Raw genomic sequence first — 26,524 nt, forward strand, 5'->3', positions numbered from 1 at the left:
ATGCAATGTTTCTCCTATTCCGCCGTTTTGCGCCCATTGATGCGAGCCGGCGTTCTGGCTGCCCTGGCGGGTGGCCTCGTCGCCTGTCAGGAGGAGGGGCCAGACCCGATCGCCCAGGCTGAGGCCAAGCTGATCGCGCAGCCGCGCCCGGCGAAGGTGTTCACCGTTTCCGACCAGACGGGCGTCAGCTCACGTCGGTTCACTGGTCGCGTTCAACCGGTCAAGACCGTCGATCTGGCGTTTCAGGTCGGCGGCAAGCTGAAGCAGCTTCCAGTGATGGAAAGCGGCCGTGTGGAAGAGGGCAGTCTGATTGCTGCTCTTGATCCGTCCGATTATGAACGCGCGGTACGCGAGGCGCAGCTTCGGGTTGACCAGTCCAAGCGTGAGCTAGATCGTCAAAAGAAATTACGGGAACGCTCTGTTGTGTCCCAAAGCACCTACGACGATCAGAAGAACCAGTACGATCTGGCTGTGGAAGCTCTGAAAACCGCAGAACAGAACCTGGCCTACACAAGGCTCGAAGCGCCGTTTGAGGGGGTGATCACCCGCCGTCTCATCGACAACTACACCTTCGTAAGTCCTGGTACGGCGGTTGTCCGAATGCAGGATGTTTCCGAAGTACAGGTGGACATCAACGTGCCAGAAGCACTGTTCGCCCAGGTGACAGAAAGCCAGGTGCAGGGAATCCACGCAGAGTTTCAGGCGTTTCCAGGCAAGGAATTCCCGTTGGTCTACCGCGAGCATTCCACGGAAGTCGATGATGTGACCCAGACCTATCAGTTCACCCTGGCAATGCCGCAACAGCCCGGTTACCGGATCATGCCGGGCATGTCGGCTACGGTCGTGGTCAATATTGACCGCCATGCCGATGGCGATGCGGACTTTCTGATTCCGACCGGAGCCGTGGCCGTGGACGGTGCCAAGAAGACTTTTGTCTGGTTGCTCGATTCTGAAAACGACACGGTTTCCAAAAAGCCGATCGAGGTTGGCGTGGTCTCTGGCGATTATCTGCCGGTGACCAAGGGACTGGAGCTCGGTGACGAGATCATCTCCGCCGGCGTCTCCTATCTGACCGACGGCCAGACCGTCCGCCCGCTGCGCTAACCCTCTAAACGGAAACGGATACTAGACCCGTGGATATCGCCCGTTATTCGATCGAGAAGCCGGTCAACACCTGGATGATTGTGTTGATCGCCTTGCTCGGCGGCCTTTGGGGGTTGATGACGGTTGGCCGTCTGGAAGACCCTGCCTTTACCATCAAGACCGCTCAGGTCGTCACCGCTTATCCCGGCGCAACCGCCGAGGAAGTGGAACTTGAGGTGACTGAAAAGCTGGAAGCTGCCATTCAGCAGATGCCCCAGCTCGACAAATTGAAATCCGTCTCCCAGCCCGGGCTGTCCCGCATCGAGGTGGAGATCAAGGACACCTATGACGGCAGCGAATTGCCTCAGGTGTGGGATGAACTGCGTCGCAAGGTCAACGACGAAGTTGGAAACTTGCCGAGCGGCGCACAGTCACCGGCGGTCTATGACAGCTTCGGCGACGTCTTCGGCCTGTATTACGCATTCACGGCGGAGGGCTATACTCGACGTGAAATCCGAGAAACACTGAAGCAGGTCCGTCGCGAGCTTCTGACAGTTGATGGGGTTGCGAAGGTCGAGGTGGCCGGTGCGCCTGAGGACCGTATTTTCCTGAATGTCTCTCAGGAAAAAATGGCCAATCTCGGCATTTCCATGTCAGACATTACCAGTGTTCTGGAAGCCGAAAACGCCATTCAGACCAACGGATCCGCGCTGTCAGGCGACAAGCGTATTCAGTTGATGACTGCATCGGCCTTTGACGCCTACGACAAGATCAACGATCTGGTAGTCGGGCGGCCGGGGTCTACGGCGATGATCCACTTGTCGGATATCGCGACGCTGGAGGTTCTGCCGCCGGATGTGCCGGACGTGGTGATCCGCCACAACGGCGTGCGCGCCGCAACCGTCGGCGTGTCGCAGCTTGATGGCGCCAACATCGTTGATGTGGGGACTGCGGTTCAAGCCAAGATTGATGACATTCAGACCCAGCTGCCCATCGGCATGGTGATGCAGCCGATCTATGAACAGAACGTCGTGGTGGATGAGGCGGTGAATGGCTTCATCGTCAATCTGGCCGCATCCGTTGCCATTGTCATCGGAGTCTTGTGCCTGTTCATGGGCTGGCGAGCCAGTCTGGTGGTTGGCGGGGTTCTGCTGCTGACCGTGATGGCGACCGTGCTGTTCATGCGGATTTTCGGCCTCGAGATGGAGCGTATTTCGCTCGGCGCGCTGATCATCGCCATGGGCATGCTGGTGGATAACGCCATCGTGGTCGCCGAAGGCATGATGATCAACATGCAGCGTGGCGACAAAGCCATTCCTGCGGCGAGCAAGGTGGTCGGGCAGACCATGTGGCCGCTGCTTGGCGCGACGATCATCGGCATAATGGCATTTTCCGGCATCGGCTTGTCGCCGGATGCGACCGGTGAATTCCTGTTCTCGCTGTTTGCGGTGATCGGTATTTCGCTGCTGCTGTCCTGGGTGTTCGCCGTCACGGTGACGCCGCTCTTTGGCAAGTACTTCTTCCGCAGTGGAGCCGGTGGAGACGATCACGACCCCTACAAGGGCGTCATCTATACGTTCTACCGCAAGTTCCTGGTGGCAGCCCTTCATGCACGTCTGCTCACCGTTCTGGCGCTGATCGGTGTCACGGCAGGGTGTTTCGTGGCGTTCGGCAGCGTCAAACAGGCGTTCTTCCCCGACAGCAACACACCTCTGTTCTACGTGCATTATTGGGCACCTCAAGGAACCGATATCCGTTCAACCGCGCGGGATATGAAGGAAATCGGCGACATCGTACTTGCCGACGACCGGGTTGCCTCCGTGACAAGTTATGCAGGCAGCGGTGCGACCCGCTTCATGCTGACTTATGGCCCTGAAGACGCGAACAAGGCCTATGGTCATCTGATCATTCGCACCAAATCTCTGGAGGTGATCGACCAGCTTGCTCTGGATCTTCGTGAAAAGATCCGCGTCGACTATCCTGATGTCCAGGTGTTCACCAAGCGTCTGGTCTTCGGTCCGGGTGGGGGTGCCAAGATCGAGGCACGGTTCTCCGGTCCTGATGCCGATATCCTGCGTCAGCTTGCGTCTCAGGCCGAAGCGGTGCTGCGGGATCCGGAAAATCGTCTGAATGACATCCGGACCGACTGGCGTCAGCGTGAGCTGGTGTTGCGTCCGCTGTTTGATGAAGACCGCGCCCGGATTGCCGGTATCACCCGTCAGGATCTGTCGTCGTCGCTCAAGTTTGCAACGACAGGCGTTCAGGTCGGGACCTTCCGGGATGGGGACGAGAATATTCCGATAATCGCCCGTAAGGCGCGAGCGGAAGGTCTGGACGCGACCAGGACGCTTCTCGACAACCTCGTCTATTCCAGTTCGCAGAACCGATATGTCCCGGTTGAGCAGGTCGTTCGCGACTTCTCGATGGAGCCACAGGATACTCTGATCCATCGGCGCAACCGGGTGCGCACCCTGACCGTGGCGGCAGAAGTCACCGGGGGCGAAACGGCGGACGCCGCGCTGAAGCGGGTGCGCGTTCAAGTCGAGGCCATCAAGCTTCCACATGGTTATCATCTGGAGTGGGGTGGCGAGTTTGAAAGCACCAATGACGCCCAGGCCTCTCTGGGGGCCCAGCTGCCGCTTGGCTTCCTGGTGATGCTGATCATCTCGATCGTGCTTTTCGGCTCGGTTCGGGAACCGCTGATCATCTGGATCATGGTGCCGATGGCCGTCAACGGCGTGGCGCTGGCTTTGCTGGGGACCGACACGGCCTTCGGCTTCATGTCGCTCCTCGGCTTCCTCGCTCTCACGGGGATGTTGATCAAGAACGCCATCGTTCTTCTGGAAGAGATCGATCTGCTGATCGAGGAGGGCATGGAGAAATACGAGGCGATCGTTCAGGCCGGGGTGTCGCGTATGCGACCGGTGATGCTGGCGGCGATCACGACGATCCTTGGGATGTTCCCATTGCTTTCCGATGCCTTCTTCCAGGGCATGGCGGTGACCATCATGGGGGGATTGGCCTTCGCAACGGTGCTGACGCTAATCGCCACGCCGGTGCTCTATGCCTTGTTCTACCGCGTTCGTCCGCCCAGGAAGGGCGACAACGTCAAAGCGGAGACGGCGCAGGCCTGAGCCAACTGAACGACTGAAGTGCGAAAGGGGCGGGGAGTTTTCTCCGCCTCTTTTTTACGTTTTCTTTCTGCTAAAATGCGGCTTTAGCGCCAAGTTACGTTTTTCTGCGTATCGGCTGAAACTAAATGACGCCCGCCTGCGTAGCTTCTTCTGTTCAACAACACCGCGATCTTCGCAGGAGTGACAGATGAATAATTTGATTAAAGCAGGTCTCACCGCTACCGCCGTTCTCTTTGCCGGCAATGCCTTTGCCGAGAGCCATGGCATGCACGGGGTCAAGGGATCTGACCAGGACGTGTCCGGCGGCACGGTAACCGCGGAAGAAATCATGGCACCTGCCAACGGCTGGCTGGTCGTTCACCGCACGGACGCAGACATGAAGCCTGGCCCGGTTGTCGGTTACGCGCCGCTGAAAAAGGGCGAGAACACAGATGTGGCAGCCATTCTGACCGAGCCGGTCAAATCCGGCGAGATGCTGATGCTCATGCTGCACGGTGAAGAGGGCGGCATGAAAACCGGCGCTTTTGAGTACACGCTGGGCGCCAAGGAAGACGGCCCGGTCAAGGTTGACGGCAAGCTGGTGATGTCTGTCATCACTGCTGAATAAGCACTTTGCATTTGCATCGAAAAAGGCGGCCATGGGGCCGCCTTTTTTGGTTTAACCGCTGATGACGTCGTAGGGGATGTCAAGCCAGTGTTCCTCCAGGTTGTCGCCGTCGCCGATGCGGTCGACCACGGCAAACAGGCCCGGATCGCTGAGCGGCGTCAGAACCCCATGCCAGACATTGCGGGCAAAGTTGATGCCTTGGCCCAGCTCGGTCAAGAATGCGCGTGGGCGACCCGGCTTGCCACCATCGTCCGGCGCTGCGATCACCAGAAATGGTTGATGGGTCATCGGTAGAAACGCCTGAGATCCCAGGGGATGCCGTTCCAGCATTTCCAGCCGGTAAGGCAGCTGGCGTTTTTGCGACCGGAAGATTGAAATCCCGGCCCGCGCCCCGTCGCCGATGAAATCCAGCCCGGCCAGATCGTGATAGCGGCCGCAAAGACCCTGGTTGATCAGCTTGTCCGGTTCACCTGCGACCTGCAGAACCTCGCCATAAGGTGCAAAGGCCTCGGCGGTCAGCGGCTCAGTCTTGATGCTCTGGCTCATGATCTTCAGCCCAGCTTCATGTGGCGGTTGACGTCCTTGTAAAGCAGGTAGCGGAAGTCGCCCGGACCACCAGCGTAGCAGGCCTGCGGACAGAAGGCGCGCAGCCACATGTAGTCGCCGGCTTCCACTTCCACCCAGTCCTGATTGAGCCGGTAAACCGCCTTGCCCTCCAGCACATACAGCCCGTGCTCCATCACGTGGGTTTCGGGGAAGGGAATGACACCGCCCGGCTTCAGCGTGACGATGGTGACATGCATGTCGTGGCGCAGGTCGGCAGGGTCAACGAAGCGCGTGGTCGCCCAGACGCCGTCCGTATCCGGCATCACCGTTGGGGCAATGGAATTTTCATTGAGGAAAAGCGGCTCCGGTGCGTCGAGCCCTTCGACAGCGTCATAGGCCTTGCGGACCCAATGGAACTTGACCGGTGCGTCGCTGGTGTTCTTCAGGGTCCAGTGGCTGCCGGCGGGCAGATAGGCATAACCACCGGGCTCCATCTCATGCGCCTGACCCTCGACGGTGACAGTCATTGTGCCGTCAACGACAAACAGTACGCCCTGGGCCTTCGGGTCGCCCTCGGGCTGGTCGCTGCCGCCGCCGGGTGCCACATCCATCACATAGTGGGAAAACGTTTCTGCAAAGCCGGAGAGCGGACGCGCAATGACCCAGAGGCGGGTCTCGTTCCAGAACGGCAGGAAGCTGGTGGTGATGTCGCTCAATGTGCCTTTCGGGATCACCGCATAGGCCTCGGTGAACATGGCCCGGTCGGTCAGAAGCTGTGTCTGGGGCGGAAGGCCGCCTTTCGGCGCATAATATGTGCCCGCCATTGTGTGTCCTTGTCATTCGCGTGAAGGGGGGAGGTGAGGGCCATGCGTGGCCTGATCCCGATTGGATGGTGTGACGCTTAAGGTAGCGAGGAGCAGGGGGCGGCTTCAAGCGAATTCATAAGGGTCAGGGGGCACAGGTGTATTTCTGGCAACTGGCCACGTCGGCCTTGATGTGGTCTTCTGGGAGGCTCGACGGCAGAGCCATCTGGAGGAGGAAGCCATGCCTGAAATTTCCGATCAAGCCACCTGTCAGACGGTGGTCACGACGTTCGAGGTGACACCGGGCACCTGCTACGACCTGCTGGAAGAGCTGAAGGACGCCTACGCCAGCTTCATCTCCAGCCAGCCGGGGTTCATCGGCGCCGGACTGCATGTGAACGACGCCCAGACCCGTATCGCCAATTACTCGCAATGGCAGCGGCGGGAGGATTTTCTCGCCATGCTGCGCTCCGATCCGATGCGCGAACGCAACCGCCGCCTGTCGGCCCTGTGCAAGCATTTCGAGCCGGTGATGTACGACGTCATCAAGGTGTTTTGAGGCAGAGAATTTTCGTTTTGCCTAGCCCGTGACGCCAAGGCCCCAGAGCAGCAGGCTGATCGTGATGAACGACAGGGCCGTACTGAGCGCCAGGGCGACGCCTGGCTCTTCGCCGGCGTTGTAGATCAGCGCCAGGATCGGGATCAGCGACATCGTCGGCATGCCGGCTGAAAGGATCAACGCCGTCAGCATGTCGGGGGCAACCGTTATCAGCCCGCTGTTGACGAGGCTGAAAGCCACCACTGCCATGATGACCGGCATGATCAGCAGCTTGCCGGCGACAATGGTGATGACCTTGACGTTGATCGATCTGAGCGACAAGTTGCCCAGTGAACCGCCGATGACGATCAGCGAGACCGCCGCACTGGAGCTGGCCAGAAGGTCGGCCGATTGCGCCAGCGGCCCCGGCAGATGCAGCCCGCTGAGCGAGAACAGGATGCCCGTTGCCATCGCCCAGATAATCGGGTTGGCCGCCAGCCGCTTGCCGATCTGCAGCGCCAGCCGCCGACCGGTCAGATGGGCGTTCTGGGCCCGCTCTGCCAGCATCAGCACCAGCGGCAGCATCATCAGCGTTTCCACCACCATGTTGTGGGCCAGCACCAGCGGCGCGATGGCGGGCATGGCAATGTGCAGGATGGGATAGCCGACAAAGCCGCTGTTGGCGCAGGACATGCCAAGCCCCTGAAACGTGCTCTCCATCCCGGTCATGCCAAGCACCTTGCGCGAAATCAGATACGCCCCGAACAGCGTGATCATCGAGCCAGCCGCAAAGGCGATCAGGTAGCCGGGCTGAAAGATCTCGGCGATCGGGCTGGAGTTCAGCGCGTTGAAGATCAGACAGGGCAGGGCAATGTTGACCACATAAGCGCCCAGAACCCGCATGCCCGACGCATCAAAAATCCCCCGCCAGACAACAAACCGCCCAACCGCAATCAGCAGGAAGATGACGGAGGTGATGGACAGAACGTCAAGCACGGGAAGGACACCGAAGGGCGTGAAGGAAGGACCCTAGCTATGAACGGTTGGGCGGAGAAAAAGCAAGGGGGGCTTATGGTTTTGTGTGTGGGAAGGGGAGGTTGTGGGCCAGGCTAGTCGTTCGATTATTTTAGCCTAGCTACTGAAAGCCGTCATTCATCGCAGAAGCAGTGACGAGACAGGTTGGGCGGAAAGTGCGAATTCGCTGCACTTTGCATGAACGGCAGCTCTGCGGACGAAACGGACATTCGCTGCGGCTCCGCCATTGACCGCTATTGGGTTGCCTGCGGTAGAGCGCCAAGAAACGATTGAATTCATCACGGAAAGTGGATGGCGCCCGTCTCCAATATGGAGCGGCTCAATCTGTACCGATTTTTTGTTTGAGCCTATCCAATACACTTTTGGATATGCCAAGCCATTCGAATGCTTCAGCGCGAGAAACGGATACATCGGAACCGTGAACAACCAAGTTTCTTATCTGACGTAGTTTTTGGATGAGCATCTCTAGCTCAGCGTTTATTGTGCCATTCTCGCGAAGGTACTTGACCGCTTTACCAAAAATGAAGCGGCCTTCATTCTTTTTAAGGCCAGATACTGATCCATAGTGGGAGACGATAACGTTTTCGATTTCTTGCCAAGACCTAATGAACGCAAGCTCGGGCGCGTTTTCCAGACCGTCTATGGTAGCTCTGTCAAAGCTAGATGAAGGATACACAATCGTGACCCCGGCATCTGTAGCTTCTGCCTTGAGTTCAGAAAATTCCCTTTCGAGGTCCAATTCTACGCCCATGTATTTTGCGTTCGTCACACGTTGCAGAAACTTCGAGATTTCTGATTTGAAACTTAGTGCGACAACGATCGCGGCGACTGGCCATGCGAGATGGCCGATAATCTCCGTTAGAAGTTCCAAAAGCTCCATTTCACTGTCTCCGCATACGAAGCACTTTCCGATTAGGTGTTAGGTTGGAAAATGTACGCAAATTCTTCAACCTACAAAGTGAACGCTAAAACGTACCAAATTACTGTGTGCCTAGGAATTTTTGAACACGCTTGTACAAAAACTTAAGCGGTCATTCGCGGCACCGAGAGCAAACGACAGCTTTGGACCGAAATTTACCAATGGCCCTGGCAAGGTGACCGTCAGTTTTGCCTAGCCATGTGTGAAACCCGCCAGTCCCCTCCTATCCTCAACGCCCTCACAACCCCAGCATCTCCCGCGCTTGTTGCCACGTGGCGACCGGGCGCTTGTACTGCTCGCAGAGATCCGTCACCCGCTTGGTCTGAGCTGCATCGGAGACGGCTTCTGTCACGCCCGTCATTTTCAAAGCTGTTGCGTCAAATCTCGTTGCCCCTGCAGAACACGGACAATCTCAACGGTGTCCAGGGATTCCCGAAAGAAGATCAGATAACGGCCATGGCGAGCTGATCTCAGGCCCGCATGAATATCCTCGCGTAAGGGGAAGCTTTGTGGGCGGTCTGCGACCTGTCTCAGCCGAGCTTCGATTTCATTGATAAATGACAGGGCGCGGCCCGGATTGTCTCGGGCGATATAGTCGCCGATCTCTCGCAGGTCGTCTCGGGCTGCGGGCAGAATGACGAGGCGCGGCACCGGTCAGCTTGTCTTGGCGTATCGCGCGCGCAGATCGGCGAAGACGTCATCGGCGGACAAGGGCGCGCCGCTTTCCAATCCGGCCTTGATCTCCTGTTTCAGGGTTTCTAGGTCTTCGATCCCGGCGCCCCGCTTCATGGCCCACTCCTGCAGGGCCTCGCTGATGACTTCATTGGCAGAGGCATATTCACCGCCGTCCACGCTTTGGCGCAGGCGCTGTGCCAGATCAGCCGGAACGGTGATGATTATCTTTTCAACTGCAGACATGAGAGGACCTCTTGGCATTTAGACCCAGTCTATCACGCTTCTGAGGCTGTCGTGCCTTGAAAAACGGTGTGTTTGCCCCGCACCCTTTTCTCCCTCAAGGGGGAGCGGGGGGGGGCTTGGCTTCGGCTTTCGCGAAAATTCGGGGCTCAATCACCCCTCAAACTCACACCCCCAGCATTTCCCGCGCTTGTTGCCACGTGGCGACCGGGCGCTCGTACCGCTCACAGAGATCCGTCACCCGTTCGACCAGGGAGGCGTTGGAGGGGGCGAGGGTGTCGCGGTCGAGGCGGACGTTGTCTTCCAGCCCGGTGCGGGCGTGACCGCCCGAGGACACGCTCCATTCGTTCAGAACGATCTGCGCCGCACCAATGCCGGCGGCACACCATTCGGCCCCCGGTGCCAGGCGCTCGACCGTGCGGATGTAATAGTCAAAGGTGTCCCGGTCGGCGGGCATGGCGTTTTTCACGCCCATGACGAACTGGATGTAGAGGTTTCCCGGAATGCGGCCATCCCGGTTCATGCTTGCTGCCTGATGAATGTGGCTGAGGTCGAAGGCCTCGATCTCCGGCTTGACGTGATACGTGCGCATTTCCGACGCCAGCCAGTCGACAAGTTCCGGCGGGTTCTCATAGACCCGCGTCGGAAAGTTGTTGGAGCCCACCGACAGCGACGCCATGTCCGGCTGCAGCGACAGCATGCCGCCCCGCGTCTGGCCCGCGCCCGAGCGTCCACCGGTTGAAAACTGGATGATCATGCCGGGGCAGTGCTTGCGCAGGCCTTCCAGCAGACGACCGAATTTTTCCGGGTCCGAGCTTGGGGTTTGATCGTCATTACGCACATGGGCATGGACGATGGAGGCGCCTGCCTCAAACGCTTCCTGAGTGCTTTCCACCTGTTCCGCAACGGTGATCGGCACCGCCGGGTTGTTGGCCTTTGTCGGCAGGCTTCCCGTGATGGCCACGCAGATGATGCAGGGTTTTTCGGACAGGGTGGTCAAACCGGGAACTCCTCAAGTGTTGGCCAGTGGCCACGTCATATTTGTTCTTGGCAAAGGCTGGCCGCGCGCAAGAAGAATCTCTGGGTCGTCTTTGTGTCGGATCATGGGCAGGGGCTGCTGCCTTGATCAAGGGCGCTTTGCGGCGGATATGCTTATTTTTGTCCCGGCATATCAACCTGGGTCAGGCCATGCGGATCGACTATTCCGCCAGAAGCGCTGGCAGAAGGACTTGCAGGAGCAGCGACTGCCGCGCTGCGTCGGCGCATCAGATGCCGCAGACCGACAACACCGGCGGCGAGACCTGCGCCAACCGCCAGCCCCATGCTCCAGCGCGGGCCGAAGTGATCGACGACGAACCCGGCGATCGGCGCGCCCAGCGGTGTTCCGCCCATGGTGACGGCAATACGGATCGCCATCACCCGCCCGCGCATGGCAGGTTCGGTGTCCATCTGCATCAACGCCATGGAGGTGGTCATGATGGTGATCGCGCCGACGCCGATGAACACCAGCATCAGCCCGAACAGCCAGGACGAGGGCATCACCGCCGCCGCCAGGCTGGCCAAGGCAAAGGCGAAGGAGCCGCCGACCAGCACCTCGGCACGGGCCTCGCGCCGGTTCGCCGCCAGCAGCGCACCGGCCACCGTGCCAACCGCCAGACAGGAGGACAGGAAGCCATAGTCGGAGGCGCCGAGATTGAATTCACGCGTTGCCATCGTGGCGATGAAAATCGGGAAATTCAGCCCGAAAGTGCCGATGAAAAACAGCATCACCAGATAGGCCTTCAGGTCGTCGCGGGTGCGCACATAAGCCAGCCCCTTGGTAAAGCTGCCTTTTATCTTTTGCTTGGCCGGTGCCTGCGCGGCGTCTTTCGGCGGCTTCAGAAGCAACAGGGAGGCGAGAACAGCGGCAAATGAAAGCGCATTGATCAGAAAGCCCCAGCCGGTTCCGGCCAGCGCAATGACGATGCCGGCGGTCGCCGGGCCGATCATCCGCGCGCCATTGAACGAGGCGGAATTCAGGGAAATGGCGTTGGGCAGATCTTCCTTGCTGACAAGCTCGGCGACATAGGTCTGGCGCGCTGGAATGTCGAAAGAGGCCGTGCAGCCTTGCAGAAAGGCCAGAACATAGACGTGCCAGAGTTCCACTGTTCCCGACAGGGTGAGGGCGGCGAGGATCAGCGCCAACAGCCCCATGAACGATTGGGTGAACAGCATCAGCTTGCGCTTGTCGACGCTATCAGCGACGACGCCCGTCCACGGCAGGCACAAGAGCTGTGGCCCGAACTGCAGCGCCATGACGAAGCCAACGGCAGACGCGTTGTGATCGGTCAGCTGTGTCAGCACCAGCCAGTCCTGCGCCGTGCGCTGCATCCACGTGCCGACGTTGGACACCAGTGAGCCCATGGCCCACAGGCGGTAGTTCGGATTGGAAAGAGACTTGAACATGCGCAGGGGCATCGAACTGCTTGCGGCCTCCAGCCGAGTACTCACGCAGCAAAGGCATCGCCGCTGCTGTCTTTTTTATCGTTGGTCGCGGGGCGGTCCGACGGGCGTCGGGAGTGCACGCAGGCCGTCAGGGCGAGGCTGCGATCGGTTTCAGACAATGGTGTGAAGCTGATCGACGTCAAGGCAGTGAAGGCAGGCCTTCAGCCACCCTCGGCCTTTACCCCGGCAGGGACTGCGGTCTTTTTTAGGCAGCGACTTGGGCAAGGTCAAGGCGATCTGAACGGAGGTTTGCGGCTAAGCGATTTCATTTTATTGATTGCGTTTTTTTGTAATTATAATATGTGAAGAAGCAGACACGTGGTCAGTGGACGAATAAGCCAGCGCGCTCCCGACAGCTGCGCTGTGAGCCCGAACAAAACGGAAAAACAATGGAAACGGCTGAGATGCAGGCCAATGTGGCCGACGCCAGTGCCTTCTTGAAGAAGCTGGCCAACCCGGACCGGCTGCTGGTCTGTTGTGCCCTGGTGGAGGGCGAACGCTCCGTGCGCGAACTTGAAGACCTGTTGAAGATCCGCCAGCCGGGTCTGTCGCAACAACTTGCAGAGCTGCGCAAGGCCGGTTTGGTCAAGGGCCGTAAGGACGGCAAGCAGGTGTTCTATTCTCTGGCCGATGCCCGCGTCGAAACCTTCATCCTGACCTTGCATGGGCTTTTTTGCGCCCCGGAAACATTCAACACTTTAGAGAGACCCTGACATGACGGAATTTACGCCTCTCTGGTCATTCGCTGGCGGCGCCTTGATCGGCCTTGCCGCTGTGCTGCTGATGGCCGTCCACGGTCGCATTGCCGGAATGACTGGCATCCTGACCGGCGTTTTGCCGCCCGTGAATGCCGACTGGCCGTGGCGCGCAGCGTTTCTCGTCGGGGCCATTCTTGCCCCCGCGCTGATCATCGCGACATCGGGCGAGCAGGCGATTGGCTTTGACAGCACCGTTCCGCCGCTATGGCTGGTCATCGGCGGTCTTCTGGTTGGCGTCGGTGTCTATCTCGGCTCAGGCTGCACATCCGGCCACGGCGTGTGTGGCATGTCGCGGCTTTCGCTGCGCTCCTTTGCGGCGACCGGCACCTTCATGCTGACCACGGCCATCACCGTGTTTGTCGTCCGTCACATCTTCGGAGGGTTTTGATCATGCGCTTGTTCTTCGCACTTCTCGCCGGGCTGTTGTTCGGCAGCGGCATTGCCCTGTCTGGCATGATCAATCCGGCCAAGGTCCTGAACTTCTTCGACGTTGCCGGTAGCTGGGATCCATCACTCGCCTTCGTCATGGGCGGTGCAGTGATCGTCACCTTCATTGGTTACAGGCTGGCATGGCGTCGCAAGACACCGTTCTTGGCAGATGGCTTTCAGTTGCCGGCAGAAAATTCAATTGATTGCCAGCTGCTGGCGGGGTCGGCCATCTTCGGCATCGGCTGGGGCATCGCCGGCTTCTGCCCGGGCGGCTCGCTTCCCGCACTTGGGCTGGGGCAGGGAGACGCGGTGCTGTTTGTCACGGCGATGATTGGTGGAATTTTGGTCGCTCGCAGCGTCAAAACCAGGCTTTCAAGGTCCTGAACCCCGCATGAACGGCGTGACCGGCCTTAATATAGCTGATTGCGGGCGGTCCAGGCAGCAGCGGCTGGGCGAGGCTCCGGAACCGGAGCTGCCAGAGCTGTCGAGAAGCAGACCTTGGTGACGCCCTTGGAGACGAAACTCAGATGCTTGGCTGCAGCCTTCGACAGGTCGATCACCCGGTTGCCAACGAAAGGCCCGCGATCATTGATCCGCACCACGACAGAGCGGCCGTTGGTGACGTTGGTGACTTGAACGCGTGTGCCGAACGGCAGGTTCGGGTGAGCGGCCGTCAGCTTCGAGGCATCCATCATCTCGCCAGAGGCGGTGCGTGAGGTCAGCGCATACCAGGAGGCCTTGCCGCAATCACCAATGGCGCTGGCCTGGGCAGCAAGCGGCAGAGCGATGATGATAGTGGCCAGCAGTCCGGCACATTTGACAGTATTGAGGCGCATTCGATTTCCTGGACTGAGCCGGACGGGCGTATCGGCTTCTGCCGGACACACCCTCACGTGGGAGTTCTCAATGAGTTTCGATGGCCCCCGCCTGAATATCCTGAGGCGAGACCGGTTCCAGACGTCCGCTGCCTCGATGTGAGCCATCTTGAGCAAGCGCTTTGGGGCGGAAGGACGCTGGGTTGATGGGAGCCCTAAAGACGAAATAGGGTCAAAAAAAGTCGGCGACACGGAACCAAAGCTCGCTTCTGGCGTTCATGGAGCTGTACCGTTTGCCTCAAGTGTTAACCCACGTGGCGACAGAGGTTAACGGTTTCTGAGTGAAAGCATCGTGTTGCGAATACCTTAGGCAGGAGATGCGGGCTGGAGAGGAGCGCCTAACAAGGATCCGCAGCGGGTTGGTCGTTTGCTTAAATTTTGTTCCCGAAATTTTTTGAAAATCTCCTGGAGCGCTCGTCTCGGGCATCGGAAACTGGCAAAGTCGCGCCCGAAGGTCGCCGGTTTCCAAGCGACCGGGTCAAGTGAGAGCGGATGAAGCCCGTGGCCGGTCCGCGCCTGGGAGAGTAATGCCTTGTTGAAATTGCCGAACGACACCGAGATCGTAGCTGAAACCCTGAGCGACCATTTGCGGCGCGAGGAAACGAGCTATCCGGCTGCTGCCGTTGTCAGGGCGATTTCCGAAGCCTGTGCTGAAATTGCCGAACGTCTCGCCGCAGGCGGCTTGCCGGGAGATCCGGCGGCCATCGTCGGCGTCAACGAAAGCGGCGACAAGCAGAAGGCGCTCGATGTCGCCACTCACGACTATATGGTCGAGGTGCTGCGCAAGGCAGGCGTGCGCCAGGTGCTGTCGGAGGAAGCCGAAAATGTCATTGCCCTCAATTCCGATGGTGCATTCGATGTAGCGATCGACCCCATCGACGGATCGGGAAGCATTGGCACCGGCGCTCCGCTGGGCACGTTGTTTACGGTCATTCCGGCAGGGCCGACCGGCCCCGAGGGTTTCTACCAGCCCGGGCGCAAGATTGCGGCCGCCGGGTATGCGTCTTTCGGCCATTCTGCAGATTTCGGTTTCAGCCTGGGCAACGGCTTGCATCTGGCTGTCTTCGACTGGCGCATCGAAGAGTTCCGCATGTGGAAGGAAGGCCACGAGGTTCCCAACACCTCGCGGGTGCTTGCCTACAACGCATCGAACCATCGCCATTGGGAGCCGGGTATCCGGCAGTTTGTTGAGGATGCGCTGGAGGGAAAGCGCGGGCCGCTGAATGCAGATTACAACATGCGCTGGCTGGCGGCGGCCGTTGGCGACATGCACCGGATCGTGCTGCAGGGCGGGTTGTTTCTGTATCCCGGCGACAGCCGTCCGGGCTATGAGGACGGCAAGCTGCGGCTGATCTATGAGGCCATTCCGATGGCGTTCCTGATGGAGCAGGCCGGCGGTCAGGCGACGAGTGGACGAGTGCCAATCCTCGACATGACGCCGACCTCCCTGCATCAGAATGTTCCGCTGATTTTCGGCTCATCTTCACTCGTCGAGACCCTGGGCGCGTATTTGGCGTTTCGCGCCTGAGCCTCAACGAGGTTTCGTTTTCTTAGCCGCGTCCGACGAATGGCATGGCTGTCGCCATGACGGTCATGGTCAGCACGTTGGCGTCCAGCGGCAGGCTGGCCATATAGACGACGGCCTGGGCAATGTGACCCGGGTCGATGGTCGGCTCGCTCATCAACTCACCGTTGGCCTGAGGAACACCACCGCTCATCTTCGCAGTCATCTCGCTGGCAGCATTGCCGATGTCGATCTGACCGCAGGCAATGTTGAACGGGCGTCCATCAAGGGCCGAAGACTTTGTCAGACCGGCGACCGCATGCTTGGTTGCCGTATAGGGCGCGGAGAACGGGCGCGGTGTTGTTGCCGAGATCGAGCCGTTGTTGACGATCCGGCCACCTTGCGGAGACTGCGCCTTCATCAGGCGGAATGCGCCCTGGGTGCAGAGGAAGACGCCACTCAAATTGGCGGCAACAACGGCGCTCCACTCAGCGTAGGTGATCTCTTCCAGTGGAACCGGTGAGTTTGAAATGCCGGCGTTATTCACCAGAAGATCAAGCCGTGAAAACCGTTCTTCAAGCTGATTGAATAGCGCCTCAACGGACTTCGGATCACCGACATCTGCCGCAATCCAGCTGACCTCATTGCCGGTCTCAGACGAAAGCTCGGCCGCAGTCTTTTCCAGAACGGCTTCGCGACGGCCGGTGATGATGACGCGCCACCCGGCTGCACTCAGATCTCTGGAAACTGCCTTGCCAACCCCGGTGCCGCCACCGGTGACCAGCGCAATTCTGCCGTTTACGTCGAATGTTTTATCACTCATGGCAGTTTGCCTTCCAGTTCGTCTTCCAGATGGATGCGGATGATTTCGTCGAAACTCGTCTCTGCGACAAACCCCAGAGAAGCCGCGCGTTGGGCATCAAAATCCGGCGCCCATCCGGCGACGATCTTCTGAATGGCCGGATCAGGTACCTTGCGAATGAGCTTCACGGCTTTGTCTCCGGCGACACGTCGCAAGGCTTCGATTTCCTCGCCGACAGTAGCGGAGAGTCCCGGCATGGTGAGGTTGCGGCGTGGCCCGATGGTTGATGTGTCCATTCCGGCGGTATGGATGAAAAAGCCGACCGCAGCGCGCGGGCTGGCAAACCAGTGCCGAACGTTTTCATCCACTGGCAGGACAGCTTCCTGACCTGCCATCGGCTCGCGCAGGATGTTGGAGAAAAAGCCGGAAGCGGCCTTGTTCGGCTTGCCCGGACGCACACAGACGGTCGGCAGGCGAATGCCGACGCCGTCGAAAATGCCTTTGCGGGTGTAGTCCGCCAGAAGCAGCTCGGTGATGGCCTTCTGTGTGCCGTAGCTTGTCAGCGGCGTCAGGAAGAAATCATCGCCGATCTTGTCCGGGAACGGCTGACCGAAGACGGCGATCGACGAGGCGAAGATGACCTTGGGAAAGTAAGCCTCGCGCCGTCCTTCGCGGTAGATGGCGTCGAACAGATGGCGACTGCCATCCAGATTGACTGCATAGCCCTTGTCAAAATCCGTTTCCGCTTCGCCTGAAACAATGGCCGCAAGATGAAAGATCACATCAGGGCGTCCGGTAATTAGCTTTTCCGGTTCTCCAGGCTGAGCAAGATCTGCCGTCAGCGCCGAGGAGATGCTGGCAAGCGACGGCGGAACAGGCGGTTCCAGCGCATCGGTGAGTGTCAGTTTGCTGATCTCGAAGCCGAGAGCAGTCGGCTCCGCCGCCAGCCTTTCAACCAGCTTGCGGCCGACCATTCCGGCAGCACCAATCACGAGTACATGCATATTGCGGTTATCCTCCCGGGATATTTACGCGCCGGCCTGGCCGGGCATCTTGTTTTGAGGTCTTGACCGGCGGGCCTCCAACCCATTGCCGACAAGTTCCTTTTTGTCTGGGAACGAGTTCAACAGATTAAACGTGCAGGCACAATGCAGTCTGTCTTGATGATTTTGCCAATGAGACACACCGCGCCACTCACGGTGAAATCTCGGCTCAGACGCCCAGCTTGTCGCGCAGGCGATAGGCCAGAACAGAGGGGGCCAGGAACCATGGATTTCCGGTGTAAAGCGGGCGCGTGGGAAACGAGATCTGTTCCATCGCCGAGGGCGTCTTCTCCAGTCCTGCTGCCTTGCGTCCTATGCGCATGCCGAGATAGCTCGCCATACCGACGCCGCTGCCGCAATAGCCCATGGAGTGGAACAGGCCGTTGTCCTCACCACAGTGCATTAGCGTGTCGAACGTATAGCCCACATACCCCATCCACGAGTAGCTGACGCGGGAGGTGGCCAACTCAGGGAACAGCGCCACCATGTCCTGATGCAGCCGGACGGCGCTCTTCTTCGGATCGGTTTCATTCAGCGAAACGCGACCGCCGAAAAGCACTCGTTTCCGGTCGGGGGACAGGCGGTAGTAATAGACCAGCTTTCGCGTGTCGGAGAGCACCCGGTCGGTCGGAAACAGACGGTCGACCAGCTCGCTCGGCAGCTCTTCCGTGGCGATCACATAAGAACCGATGGGAATGATACGGCGTTGGTGATGTCGGCTGAGCGGCCCGCTGTATCCGTTGGTCGCCAGAATGACCTTGCCCGCACGCACGGGGCCGCTCTCAGTCTTTACGGTGAAACCAGCGGGGGAGCGTTCCAGAGCAGTTACCTTGCAATGCGCTTTGACCAGCGCTCCGGAATTCAATACCCGTTGCAGCAAGGCGGGGTGGTACTTGCTCACATCAATGCTGCAGTGGCGCGGAAACACCATGCCGCCGTGATAGGCGTCGGTGTTGAGTTCGCTGCTCATTTCAGATTTGGGCACCATGAAGGCATCGGTTTTCCAGACCGGGTGACCGTCGGCGCAGTCTCTGGCCAGCGTGTCGTAGAGATGCGCTTTGTGGGCCCCATGGAACCGACCGACTTGGCGGAAGTCGCAGTCCAGCTCCTCGTCACGCACCAGCTGGTGCATATAGTCGAGCGACGCTTGCCCCTCGCGCAGGATTTCGGTCGCGAGCGCCTTGCCATGCCGTCGCGACAAGGCGCTGAACCCCGGCTTCAAGCTGGTGGAAACCTGGCCTCCGTTGCGAGTGCTACAGCCCCAGCCGGCGGCTTCCGCATCGATCACCAGCGTTGACAGACCTTCACGGGCAGTCTGCAAAGCGGCATTGAGGCCCGTATATCCGCTGCCGACGATGACGACGTCGGCCTCACTCGGCAGACCGATCTCCGGAGTTTCACCGCGCGGTGCGGCATGCCACCAGTACGGCTCCGGCTTGAAGTCCTGTGTGAACAGATCGGCAGTCATCACCTGAGGCTCCTTCAGCCGGCACTGTGGTCTTGCAAAATCATCTCAGACGCTTTTTCACCCACCATGATTGTCGGGGCATTGGTGTTGCCGGATGTCACGGTCGGGAAGATCGAGGCATCGACAACACGCAGTCCGGCGACACCGTAGACCCGCAACCTTGCGTCGACCACATTGGTCTGCGGATCTGGTCCCATGCGGCAGGTGCTGACCGGGTGGAACACGGTCGAACTGCGGGCGCGCACGTCTGCCAGCATTTCTTCATCGCTTTGCACAGTCGGGCCGGGGACGATCTCTTCGTCGATCACGGCTTGCATGGCAGGGCTTTGGGCGATCATGCGCATCACTTTGCTGCCCTCGATCATCTCGCGCCGGTCTTCCTCGGTACTGAGCGAGTTCGGCCGGATCAGCGGCGCATCTTCCGGATCGGCGGATCGCAAGCCGATATCGCCGCGACTGGTCGGACGTGTCGGCTGGATACCAAGCAGAAAGCCGGGGAAGGGGTCCGGGTTCATCAGAGGACGCTGTCCCGCAGGAGCGCGCGTATAACTGACGGGCGAGAAATACAACTGCATGTTGGGGCGCAGACATTTCTCTGAGGTTCTGACGAAACCGCCGGCCTGATTGACGCTGAGTGACAGCGGGCCACGCCGCGTCAGAACATAGCGTAGCCCCTGCAGCGCCTTGCCCCACCAGGGGTGAAGCTGGGTGTTGAGGGTCGGCACTTTCGAGCGGTAGAGGTGATCCAGACCCAGATGATCCTGCAGGTTTTGGCCGACAGCGGGTGAATGCACTGCGACATCAAGACCGTGTTGCTTCAGAGCGTCGCCGCTGCCAATTCCCGACAACATCAGAAGCTGTGGCGAGTTGACCGCCCCCGCACTGAGGATCACTTCCTTGCGCGCCTTCACCGTCTTGGCAATACCGTTCTGCATATAGGCGACGCCTACGGCTTTCTGGTCTTTCAGAAGAATGCGTTGGGCCAGAGCGCGGGTTTCCACCCGCAGGTTTTTGCGTTTGCGTGCGCGCCCGAGATAAGCGCGGGCGGTGGACATGCGAAAGCCGTTCTTCGAAGTGTTCTGGTATAATCCGACGCCTTCCTGATCGGCGCCGTTGAAGTCGGCGTTGAACTTGTAGCCGACCTCCTGGGCGCCATCGAGAAACACATCGCACAAGGGATGCAGGTCACGTCGCATGGTCGAGACATATTGCGGGCCGCTGCCGCCACGATAGTCATCGGCACCCAGATCGTTGGTCTCCATCTTCTTGAAAAACGGGAGCACTTCGGAAAAGCCCCAGCCCGGATTTCCCAACTCCCGCCAGTCATCGAAGTCGGCGTGCTGGCCACGGATATAGACCATCGCATTGATCGAGCTGGAGCCGCCCAGAACCTTGCCGCGCGGCCAATATCCGCTGCGGTTGTCCAGCTCCGGGTCGGGCTCGGTGCGATACATCCAGTTGATCGGGGCGCTGTAGAACGCCTTGCCGTAGCCGATCGGCATCCAGATCCAGAAATTGCGATCAGACCCGCCGGCTTCCAGCAGGCACACAGTATACTTGCCGTTTTCCGACAATCGGTCGGCAACAACCGCGCCGGCAGACCCCGCGCCGACAACTACGAAATCAAACTCTGTCATGGCAGGGCTACCGGTCTGTCTTGTCGCGTTGCACGAGTATGGAGATCAGGGCGAGCGCCCCCGAGCCGATAATCAGGAAGAAGGACACGGCATTGAGCACCGGTGTGGATCCGACTTTTGCCATTCGGTCATACATGGTGATGGTCAACGGCGCTTCCGATCCGACGAGAAACAACGTTGTGTTGAAGTTCTCGAACGACACCAGGAAGGCAACGATGCCTGCAGCGATCATCGCCGGCCTCAAAAAGGGCAGGGTGATCGTGCGCAGCACCCGGGCCCGCGTGGCACCAAGGTTGAGCGCTGCCTCTTCCATCGAAGCGTCGAATTTTTTCAGTCTTGCGGTAATCACCAAGGAGGTGATCGTGGTGACGAAAGAGAACTGCCCAAGCACCACCAGGAAGATGCCTGGTCGGAGGAACTCAAGCTCCAGATCAATCGTCCGCTCCAGATAGTTGGCCGTATCGGACGCCAGAACCAGAATGGAGATGCCGAGAATAACGCCCGGAATCACCAGCGGCACGATCATCAGGATGTAGAGCGCATTCTTGGCCGGAAAATCTCCTCGTACGAAGAGAAACGCGTTGGTCGTGCCGACAAACACCGAAAGGGCTGCGACAAATCCCGCGATCACAAAGGAGTAGTAAAGCCCGCGCAGCAGGCGGCGGTCATGAAACATGCCGAGCTTCGGCTCTGTATCGTTGAAGAACCAGTCCAGCGTGAAGCCCTGCCACGGCAGTGCGGGAAACAGGCTGTCGTTGAAGGCAAACGTTCCCGCTGCCACCAGCGGAGCTGCAAGAAAGATGAAAAAGGCCAACACATAGGCGCGATAGGCCCACAGGAAGGGGGAGGGTTTTCTGGAAATAAGCATCCGCGTCCTCCTCAGCTCTTGGCGACGGTGTTGGCGAGCGTCTGGCCGCTGAGCTTCAAGCCGAGCCAGATGACGATCGAAGTGAAGGCGAGAAGCAGGAAGCCGAAGGCTGCACCCGATTCCCAATTGAAGCGCGTAATAAACTGGTCGTAGATCTGCTCTGTAAACCAGCTGGAGTTCTTGCCGCCCAGAAGGATCGGCGTCAGGTAGGAACCGGCCGTCAGCATGAAGACGACAATGCAGCCGGAGACGATGCCGGGCATGGCATAGGGAATGATGATCCGGCGCATCACGGTGAAGCTGTTGCCGCCGAGATTGTAGCCCGCCTCGATCATCGAATTGTCCATGCCGTCCAGCGTCGAGACGAGGGGCACGATCATGAAGAGGATCACCGTATAGACGAGCCCGACCACCACAGCGGCATCATTGTAGAGAAACTCGATGGGTGTCTCGATAATGCCGTAGCTGAGGAGAAATGTTGAAATCACCCCGGTTTCGCGCAGCAGCAGGATCCAGCCGAAGGCGCGGATCAGGTCGCTGACCCAGAGCGGAATGAGGCAGAGCAGAAACAGCCCGCCGCGTGATCTGTTGCCGGCGATCTTCGCGATGTAATAGGCAATCGGAAAGCCGATGATCAGCGCCAGCGCGGTGACCAGAAGCGACATGCTCCCGGTGCGCAGCAAGGTGTTCCAGTAGATCGGTTCATTGATGAAGTCGATGTAGTTGCCCAGCCCGAACTCATAGACCCGGGGCGCGATCTTCTCGCGCAGGGACAGGATCACCATGCCGATGTGCGGCAGCAGGATCAAAAGAAAGATCCACAACACGAACGGCGCAAACAGCAGGTAGAGCGTCAGACGCTTGATGTCTTTTTGTTGCATCAGGCCGCCCCGGTTTTTTCAAAGCACATGGCTTGTGCAGGAGACCAGACCAGGTCGACCTTCTCCCCTGGGGCGAGGTCATCAGTGCCGGTCAGGATGACGTCTGCCTCAATCAGCTCTCCCGACCAGCCCCGCACCAGAACACGACTGTTTGCCCCGTTGAAAAGCAGGCTGTCGACAATGCCCGACATGCGGTTGTCGCCATCGGATATCGCGGCTGCCGGGTCGTTCTCCCGGATGGTCCTGATGAATTCCGGGCGGACAAAGATGTCGACCTCGGAACCGGTTGAAATCGTCTGACCGGCAGCAGCTGAGAAGGCCATGTCGAGCCCCTGTTCGGTCCGTACCTTGCCGCCAGTGCCATCGCTGTCGGCGACCTTGCCGCTCCAGCGGTTGCTGTCGCCGACAAAGCTGGCGACGAACGATGTGTTGGGGCGGTGATAGAGTTCCTGAGGTGTCCCGATCTGCTCGAAGCGCCCCTCGTTCATGATCGCCACGTGGTCCGACATCACCAGCGCTTCCGACTGGTCGTGGGTGATGTAGATGAAGGTGGTGTTGAACTGGTGCTGCAGCAGTTTCAGCTCGATCTTCATCGCCTCGCGCAGCTTCAGGTCGAGCGCGCCGAGGGGCTCGTCGAGCAGCAGTACATCCGGGTCCAGAACCATGCACCGGGCAATGGCGATGCGCTGCTTCTGGCCGCCGGAGAGCTGGTGAATCTCGCGGTGGCCGACATCCGGCAGCGCGATTCGCTCAAGCACATCCTGAACCTTCAGCTTGATCTCGTCGTTGCTGACGCCTTTGCATCGCAGGCCATAGGCAATGTTTTCGTAGACATTCATCATCGGAAACAGCGCAAGGTGCTGAAACACCATTTTGACGTTGCGCTTGTTCGGCGGCGTTCCGAGAACGGAGGCCCCCTTGATCTTGATATCGCCGCCTGAGGGGGTCTCGAAGCCGGCAATCATGCGCATCAACGTCGTCTTGCCACAGCCTGAGGGGCCGAGGATGGAGAAGAAGGATCCGCTGGGAATGGTGAAGGAGACATCCTTCACTGCGCGGAAGTCGCCAAAGCTCTTGGCGATGTCGATGCATTCAAGATCGTAAGCAGGGGTAATCGTCATGAGTGGAAGCCAACTGGAAGGTTTTTGAAGTTTCACGGGTGATCAGACGCATGTCGATTGACTGCGATTGAATTGACCCGGGCTGAGAGAGCGTGTTGTCCGCGCCTTCTTGGGAGGCAGGGCACCGGGGCGCCCTGCCGATCAGCCGGTTGTGTCCGGTCCGACATCAGGAATTCAGGTCGATCAGCCGCCTGTGGCCGCCTTGATCTTTTCCAGCGTCTTGCCTTCCATGTCTTCTACTCCCGGAGGGATGTTGGCAAAGAACTTCAGGTTGTCGATATCCGCATCGGTGAAGGCAGCATTGACGGCAGCCTTCTTGTCATCGGGCAACAGATCCTTGGCGCCCTTGACCGAGGCGATGGCGCCGGTGCTGGCAGACATGATCGTCACGTTTTCAGGACGCAGGACGAAGTTGATCCACTTGTAGGCGGCATCATCTGCCTTAGCCTTGCGCGGCAGCGCGAAGGTGTCGATCCAGGCCAGAGCACCGGTTTTCGGCGGTACGAAAACGATATTTTCGTTCTGGTTGAACAGCTTGTAAGCAGTGGAGTCCCAAGTCTCGGACGCAACGATCTCGCCGGAAAGCATCATGGCAGAAAGGTCGTCGCCGCCCTTCCAGTAAGCCTTGATGTTGGCTTTGCACTCGATCAGCTTGTCGGCGACCTTGTCCAGAATCTCCTGGTACTTGTCGAGGTCGGCGTAGGCTGCGAACGGGTCTTCGCCCATGGCAAACGCCGTGCCGAGCAGGATCGTGCGCTTCAGGCGCATCGATGTCTTGCCCTTGTACTGCGGGTCGCACAGATCGTCCCAGCCAGCAAAGTCGGGCGCCACGCTCTTGTCGGCCATCAGGCCGGAGGTGCCCCACTGGTGTGGAACGGCGTAAACCTCGCCGTCGATGGTGGTATTGGCTTTGACGCCTTCCAGCAGCGAAGGTGACATCACATCCGTGTCGATCTTGCTCAGATCCATCGGCTTGTAGATGTCATATTCCAGCTGAGCTGCGTGGATACGGTCATGGCTCGGCTGAGCCAGGTCGAAGCCGGCACCACCAGTGGCCCGCAGCTTGGCAATCATTTCCTCGTTGTTGGAAAAGGTCACTTCGACGTCGATGTCCGGATATTCTTCTTCAAATTTCTGAACAAGCTCTTCCGGCGCATAAGAGCCCCAGGTCAGAAGCCGGAGCGTTTCCGCCTGAGCGGATCCGGCCCCCATCAGCATGGTCGCAGCTAAAAGGCTGGCTACAGTCGTCTTCATATGCATTACGTCCTCCCTTTCAATACAATCGGAAAAAGGCGTTGTGAGCAGTCGAAAAAGACTAGGTCTCGATTGGACTGCGAAATATATCCATTGCAGATAATCTAGCAGACCAATTCGGTGCCGCGATCTGACCGAAACCAGTCCGCTCCGGATTTTGCCCCTTACGGAAGCTGGCTTCCGCAGGCTGCCGCGGTTTTCTCACCGAGCACATGCCGTCTCGGCCCTCACTGCTCCTCCCAAAGCGCCTTATCTGAGCAGATAAGACGAGGATTTGAAACGATTTTCTCAAGCACCTCGACGCCTTTTTCAATTTCATCCTGGCCGCAGCTGCCGTAGCCCAGCACCAGGCCTTTTTGGCGAAGCTTCGTCAGGCCATATCGGCCAAGCGGGGCAGTGACGATGCCCTCGGCCAAGGCGGCCGCAACGATTTTTTCCTCGTCCAGCTCCGGTGCGAGCAGGCCAACGGCATGAAAACCACTGCTGGTTGGCTGCAGGTCGATGCGGCCTTTCAGCCGCTCGGTCGCACTCATCAGCATGTCGTGACGCTTTCGGTACAGCTGCCGCATGGTGCGGATGTGGGTGGCAAAGAGACCCTCATCCATAAAATCGGCCACCATTGCCTGAGACGCGGTTGGCGCGCCGCTAAGCCAGGTGCGATAAATCCGGTTGAAGGCTTCCACCAGTCCAGACGGTGCCAGCACGAAGCCAAGCCGGAGTGCTGGAAAAAGCGACTTGGAAAACGTCCCGACGTAAATCACCCGTTCCTGGGTATCGATGCTCTTGAGGGTCGGCGGCGGTTGGTCGCCATAGTAGAACTCGCCGTCATAATCGTCCTCGACAATCATCGCGTCGGCATCTTTCGCCGCCTTTAGCAGCGCTAGTCGACGCGCCAGACTCATGGTGTGCCCAAGTGGTTGTTGATGCGAGGGTGTGACAAAGGCAAGGCGGAAATGCGGGGCACGTGCCAATCCCTCGGCCACGCAAAGGCCTTCCTGATCAATCGGGATGGGGGCGAGCATCGCGCCGGTCGCGATGAAGGCGTTTCTGGCCCCGATGGCGCCGGGATTTTCAAACCAGACGGTTTCACCCGGATTGACCAGAAGCGACGAAATCAGGTTGAAGCCCTGCTGCGCTCCGTTGACGATGAACACCTGCTCAGGCTCGCATTTGATGCCGCGCGAGGCGTTGATTTGTCGGGCAATCGCAGCACGCAATCTCGGGTGACCGCAGGCTTCGCCGTAGCCGGTCACTTCATCCCGCCCGCCGCGCCAGTGTCGTGCTGACAGCCGGGCCCATTGGGCCATCGGAAAGGCGTCCAGGGCGGGCAGGGCGGTGGTGAAGGCCTTCGACTGGTGTGGCAATCGCTTGCGCACGGCAAAGTCAGCCGCCGCGTGGGTGGCTGCATGGGACAGACGTGGCGCCAGCGTTGTGGCATCCGGCTCCTTGTGTGCCGGAGCCAGCGGCCTTTGCGCGTGCAAGGCCTCGCTGACATAGGTTCCGGCACCGACCCGCGAAATCAGCAGTCCTTCCGAGATAAGCCGGTCCACGGCGTCAATCACGGTCGTGCGTGATACACCGATCTCGCTGGCCAGGGTGCGGGTGGCCGGCAGTCGGTCTCCCGGTGCCAGACCGCCCGTCAGCATGAGTTCGCGCAGGGCCATGTAGAGTTGAACCGAAATCCGTCGATCTGATCCCTTGTCGATGCGGATCGAGGACAGCAGCATGCCGGCGTGACGTTTCAATACCTTCAGCCCTTACAGGTCCATCCGGCGCAGGTTGCGCTGGAGATTGGTATGAAGGTTTGCCCAAAACGGACC

At 59.3% G+C, this 26,524-nt stretch carries 27 protein-coding genes; 8 read left to right on the top strand and 19 right to left on the bottom strand.

Annotated features, from left to right (window positions below; translation table 11 throughout):
• The 3 genes from J0X15_RS13310 to J0X15_RS13320 all read left to right on the top strand — a co-directional run bounded on the left by J0X15_RS13310 (nt 1) and on the right by J0X15_RS13320 (nt 4,824).
• The gene (locus tag J0X15_RS13310; protein ID WP_209015324.1) at nt 1-1,104 is read left to right on the top strand and encodes an efflux RND transporter periplasmic adaptor subunit; all 1,104 of its coding nucleotides are present in this window, start codon (nt 1-3) and stop codon (nt 1,102-1,104) included.
• A 29-nt stretch (nt 1,105-1,133) separates the two neighbouring features.
• Nucleotides 1,134-4,217: an efflux RND transporter permease subunit gene (locus J0X15_RS13315; RefSeq protein WP_206941597.1), complete on the top strand. Its 3,084-nt coding sequence runs from the start codon at nt 1,134-1,136 to the stop codon at nt 4,215-4,217.
• A 187-nt stretch (nt 4,218-4,404) separates the two neighbouring features.
• Nucleotides 4,405-4,824: a DUF7282 domain-containing protein gene (locus J0X15_RS13320; protein ID WP_206941598.1), complete on the top strand. Its 420-nt coding sequence runs from the start codon at nt 4,405-4,407 to the stop codon at nt 4,822-4,824.
• Between the two features lie 51 nt (nt 4,825-4,875).
• Here J0X15_RS13320 and J0X15_RS13325 read toward each other — a convergent pair whose 3' ends face one another.
• A complete protein-coding gene (locus tag J0X15_RS13325) occupies nt 4,876-5,370 on the bottom strand; it encodes an ureidoglycolate lyase (RefSeq protein ID WP_206941599.1) in 495 nt (164 codons plus the stop codon).
• Between the two features lie 5 nt (nt 5,371-5,375).
• Nucleotides 5,376-6,194 carry a bifunctional allantoicase/(S)-ureidoglycine aminohydrolase gene (locus J0X15_RS13330; protein ID WP_206941600.1) on the bottom strand — a complete coding sequence of 273 codons (819 nt, stop codon included), beginning with the start codon at nt 6,192-6,194 and terminating at the stop codon, nt 5,376-5,378.
• 220 nt (nt 6,195-6,414) lie between these two features.
• On the opposite strand from J0X15_RS13330, the gene J0X15_RS13335 reads away from it, so the two are divergent.
• On the top strand, nt 6,415-6,732 hold the full coding sequence (locus J0X15_RS13335; RefSeq protein ID WP_206941602.1) for an antibiotic biosynthesis monooxygenase family protein: 318 nt from the start codon (nt 6,415-6,417) through the stop codon (nt 6,730-6,732).
• A 21-nt stretch (nt 6,733-6,753) separates the two neighbouring features.
• On the opposite strand, the gene J0X15_RS13340 is transcribed toward J0X15_RS13335, so the two are convergent.
• The 7 genes from J0X15_RS13340 to J0X15_RS13365 form a co-directional block, all read right to left on the bottom strand.
• Nucleotides 6,754-7,707: an AEC family transporter gene (locus J0X15_RS13340; protein WP_206941603.1), complete on the bottom strand. Its 954-nt coding sequence runs from the start codon at nt 7,705-7,707 to the stop codon at nt 6,754-6,756.
• Between the two features lie 358 nt (nt 7,708-8,065).
• Nucleotides 8,066-8,626, bottom strand: coding sequence for a hypothetical protein (locus J0X15_RS13345; RefSeq protein WP_206941604.1), 561 nt, complete (start codon nt 8,624-8,626; stop codon nt 8,066-8,068).
• Nucleotides 8,627-8,903: 277 nt separating this feature from the next.
• Complete coding sequence (locus J0X15_RS20205; protein WP_231710407.1) at nt 8,904-9,026, bottom strand: 3-keto-5-aminohexanoate cleavage protein; 123 nt, start codon at nt 9,024-9,026, stop codon at nt 8,904-8,906.
• 2 nt (nt 9,027-9,028) lie between these two features.
• A complete protein-coding gene (locus J0X15_RS13350; RefSeq protein ID WP_209015325.1) occupies nt 9,029-9,316 on the bottom strand; it encodes a type II toxin-antitoxin system RelE/ParE family toxin in 288 nt (95 codons plus the stop codon).
• Between the two features lie 3 nt (nt 9,317-9,319).
• Nucleotides 9,320-9,583, bottom strand: coding sequence for a ribbon-helix-helix domain-containing protein (locus J0X15_RS13355; protein WP_209015326.1), 264 nt, complete (start codon nt 9,581-9,583; stop codon nt 9,320-9,322).
• Between the two features lie 163 nt (nt 9,584-9,746).
• Nucleotides 9,747-10,580 (bottom strand): BKACE family enzyme, encoded by an 834-nt coding sequence (locus J0X15_RS13360; protein ID WP_209015327.1) that lies wholly within the window; start codon nt 10,578-10,580, stop codon nt 9,747-9,749.
• Between the two features lie 152 nt (nt 10,581-10,732).
• The gene (locus J0X15_RS13365; protein WP_206941606.1) at nt 10,733-12,025 is read right to left on the bottom strand and encodes an MFS transporter; all 1,293 of its coding nucleotides are present in this window, start codon (nt 12,023-12,025) and stop codon (nt 10,733-10,735) included.
• 428 nt (nt 12,026-12,453) lie between these two features.
• Here J0X15_RS13365 and J0X15_RS13370 point away from each other — a divergent pair, with 428 nt between their 5' ends.
• The 3 genes from J0X15_RS13370 to J0X15_RS13380 are packed head-to-tail and all read left to right on the top strand — an operon-like array spanning nt 12,454 to nt 13,635.
• Complete coding sequence (locus J0X15_RS13370; RefSeq protein WP_231710408.1) at nt 12,454-12,777, top strand: ArsR/SmtB family transcription factor; 324 nt, start codon at nt 12,454-12,456, stop codon at nt 12,775-12,777.
• 1 nt (nt 12,778) lies between these two features.
• Complete coding sequence (locus J0X15_RS13375; protein ID WP_206941607.1) at nt 12,779-13,210, top strand: YeeE/YedE family protein; 432 nt, start codon at nt 12,779-12,781, stop codon at nt 13,208-13,210.
• Nucleotides 13,211-13,212: 2 nt separating this feature from the next.
• Nucleotides 13,213-13,635: a DUF6691 family protein gene (locus J0X15_RS13380; protein ID WP_206941608.1), complete on the top strand. Its 423-nt coding sequence runs from the start codon at nt 13,213-13,215 to the stop codon at nt 13,633-13,635.
• 26 nt (nt 13,636-13,661) lie between these two features.
• Here J0X15_RS13380 and J0X15_RS13385 read toward each other — a convergent pair whose 3' ends face one another.
• The gene (locus J0X15_RS13385; protein ID WP_206941610.1) at nt 13,662-14,087 is read right to left on the bottom strand and encodes a septal ring lytic transglycosylase RlpA family protein; all 426 of its coding nucleotides are present in this window, start codon (nt 14,085-14,087) and stop codon (nt 13,662-13,664) included.
• 571 nt (nt 14,088-14,658) lie between these two features.
• On the opposite strand from J0X15_RS13385, the gene J0X15_RS13390 reads away from it, so the two are divergent.
• Nucleotides 14,659-15,654 carry a class 1 fructose-bisphosphatase gene (locus J0X15_RS13390; protein WP_206941612.1) on the top strand — a complete coding sequence of 332 codons (996 nt, stop codon included), beginning with the start codon at nt 14,659-14,661 and terminating at the stop codon, nt 15,652-15,654.
• Between the two features lie 22 nt (nt 15,655-15,676).
• Here the strand turns inward: J0X15_RS13390 and J0X15_RS13395 are convergent, their stop codons facing one another.
• From J0X15_RS13395 to pdxR, 9 genes are all read right to left on the bottom strand, one after another.
• Nucleotides 15,677-16,453 (bottom strand): SDR family oxidoreductase, encoded by a 777-nt coding sequence (locus J0X15_RS13395; protein ID WP_206941614.1) that lies wholly within the window; start codon nt 16,451-16,453, stop codon nt 15,677-15,679.
• Nucleotides 16,450-17,436, bottom strand: coding sequence for a D-erythronate dehydrogenase (gene denD / locus J0X15_RS13400; protein ID WP_206941616.1), 987 nt, complete (start codon nt 17,434-17,436; stop codon nt 16,450-16,452). The genes J0X15_RS13395 and denD overlap by 4 nt, the downstream gene beginning before the upstream one ends.
• A 208-nt stretch (nt 17,437-17,644) precedes the next feature.
• On the bottom strand, nt 17,645-18,943 hold the full coding sequence (locus J0X15_RS13405) for an NAD(P)/FAD-dependent oxidoreductase (protein ID WP_206941619.1): 1,299 nt from the start codon (nt 18,941-18,943) through the stop codon (nt 17,645-17,647).
• A 14-nt stretch (nt 18,944-18,957) separates the two neighbouring features.
• A complete protein-coding gene (locus tag J0X15_RS13410; protein WP_206941621.1) occupies nt 18,958-20,580 on the bottom strand; it encodes a GMC family oxidoreductase in 1,623 nt (540 codons plus the stop codon).
• A gap of 7 nt (nt 20,581-20,587) precedes the next feature.
• Nucleotides 20,588-21,448, bottom strand: a complete 861-nt coding sequence (locus J0X15_RS13415; protein ID WP_206941624.1) for an ABC transporter permease — start codon at nt 21,446-21,448, stop codon at nt 20,588-20,590.
• An 11-nt stretch (nt 21,449-21,459) separates the two neighbouring features.
• Complete coding sequence (locus tag J0X15_RS13420) at nt 21,460-22,329, bottom strand: ABC transporter permease (protein ID WP_206941626.1); 870 nt, start codon at nt 22,327-22,329, stop codon at nt 21,460-21,462.
• Nucleotides 22,329-23,450, bottom strand: a complete 1,122-nt coding sequence (locus J0X15_RS13425) for an ABC transporter ATP-binding protein (RefSeq protein ID WP_206941628.1) — start codon at nt 23,448-23,450, stop codon at nt 22,329-22,331. Before J0X15_RS13425 ends, J0X15_RS13420 begins: the two co-directional genes overlap by 1 nt.
• 183 nt (nt 23,451-23,633) lie before the next feature.
• The gene (locus J0X15_RS13430) at nt 23,634-24,710 is read right to left on the bottom strand and encodes an extracellular solute-binding protein (protein WP_206941630.1); all 1,077 of its coding nucleotides are present in this window, start codon (nt 24,708-24,710) and stop codon (nt 23,634-23,636) included.
• A gap of 221 nt (nt 24,711-24,931) precedes the next feature.
• Nucleotides 24,932-26,449 (bottom strand): MocR-like pyridoxine biosynthesis transcription factor PdxR, encoded by a 1,518-nt coding sequence (pdxR, locus tag J0X15_RS13435; RefSeq protein WP_206941633.1) that lies wholly within the window; start codon nt 26,447-26,449, stop codon nt 24,932-24,934.
• Nucleotides 26,450-26,524 lie beyond the last annotated feature (75 nt).

Origin of the sequence: Roseibium limicola (assembly GCF_017313085.1) — a bacterium.
Lineage (GTDB): Bacteria > Pseudomonadota > Alphaproteobacteria > Rhizobiales > Stappiaceae > Roseibium > Roseibium limicola.

Bases quoted from the DNA above. Each gene is read 5' to 3' on its own strand.
- J0X15_RS13310 (WP_209015324.1), top strand. From the start codon at position 1: ATGCAATGTTTCTCCTATTCCGCCGTTTTGCGCCCATTGATGCGAGCC.
- J0X15_RS13320 (WP_206941598.1), top strand. From the start codon at position 4,405: ATGAATAATTTGATTAAAGCAGGTCTCACCGCTACCGCCGTTCTCTTT.
- J0X15_RS13325 (WP_206941599.1), bottom strand. From the start codon at position 5,370: ATGAGCCAGAGCATCAAGACTGAGCCGCTGACCGCCGAGGCCTTTGCA.
- J0X15_RS13330 (WP_206941600.1), bottom strand. From the start codon at position 6,194: ATGGCGGGCACATATTATGCGCCGAAAGGCGGCCTTCCGCCCCAGACA.
- J0X15_RS13335 (WP_206941602.1), top strand. From the start codon at position 6,415: ATGCCTGAAATTTCCGATCAAGCCACCTGTCAGACGGTGGTCACGACG.
- J0X15_RS13345 (WP_206941604.1), bottom strand. From the start codon at position 8,626: ATGGAGCTTTTGGAACTTCTAACGGAGATTATCGGCCATCTCGCATGG.
- J0X15_RS20205 (WP_231710407.1), bottom strand. From the start codon at position 9,026: ATGACGGGCGTGACAGAAGCCGTCTCCGATGCAGCTCAGACCAAGCGG.
- J0X15_RS13355 (WP_209015326.1), bottom strand. From the start codon at position 9,583: ATGTCTGCAGTTGAAAAGATAATCATCACCGTTCCGGCTGATCTGGCA.
- J0X15_RS13365 (WP_206941606.1), bottom strand. From the start codon at position 12,025: ATGTTCAAGTCTCTTTCCAATCCGAACTACCGCCTGTGGGCCATGGGC.
- J0X15_RS13370 (WP_231710408.1), top strand. From the start codon at position 12,454: ATGGAAACGGCTGAGATGCAGGCCAATGTGGCCGACGCCAGTGCCTTC.
- J0X15_RS13375 (WP_206941607.1), top strand. From the start codon at position 12,779: ATGACGGAATTTACGCCTCTCTGGTCATTCGCTGGCGGCGCCTTGATC.
- J0X15_RS13380 (WP_206941608.1), top strand. From the start codon at position 13,213: ATGCGCTTGTTCTTCGCACTTCTCGCCGGGCTGTTGTTCGGCAGCGGC.
- J0X15_RS13385 (WP_206941610.1), bottom strand. From the start codon at position 14,087: ATGCGCCTCAATACTGTCAAATGTGCCGGACTGCTGGCCACTATCATC.
- J0X15_RS13395 (WP_206941614.1), bottom strand. From the start codon at position 16,453: ATGAGTGATAAAACATTCGACGTAAACGGCAGAATTGCGCTGGTCACC.
- denD (WP_206941616.1), bottom strand. From the start codon at position 17,436: ATGCATGTACTCGTGATTGGTGCTGCCGGAATGGTCGGCCGCAAGCTG.
- J0X15_RS13405 (WP_206941619.1), bottom strand. From the start codon at position 18,943: ATGACTGCCGATCTGTTCACACAGGACTTCAAGCCGGAGCCGTACTGG.
- J0X15_RS13410 (WP_206941621.1), bottom strand. From the start codon at position 20,580: ATGACAGAGTTTGATTTCGTAGTTGTCGGCGCGGGGTCTGCCGGCGCG.
- J0X15_RS13415 (WP_206941624.1), bottom strand. From the start codon at position 21,448: ATGCTTATTTCCAGAAAACCCTCCCCCTTCCTGTGGGCCTATCGCGCC.
- J0X15_RS13420 (WP_206941626.1), bottom strand. From the start codon at position 22,329: ATGCAACAAAAAGACATCAAGCGTCTGACGCTCTACCTGCTGTTTGCG.
- J0X15_RS13425 (WP_206941628.1), bottom strand. From the start codon at position 23,450: ATGACGATTACCCCTGCTTACGATCTTGAATGCATCGACATCGCCAAG.
- J0X15_RS13430 (WP_206941630.1), bottom strand. From the start codon at position 24,710: ATGCATATGAAGACGACTGTAGCCAGCCTTTTAGCTGCGACCATGCTG.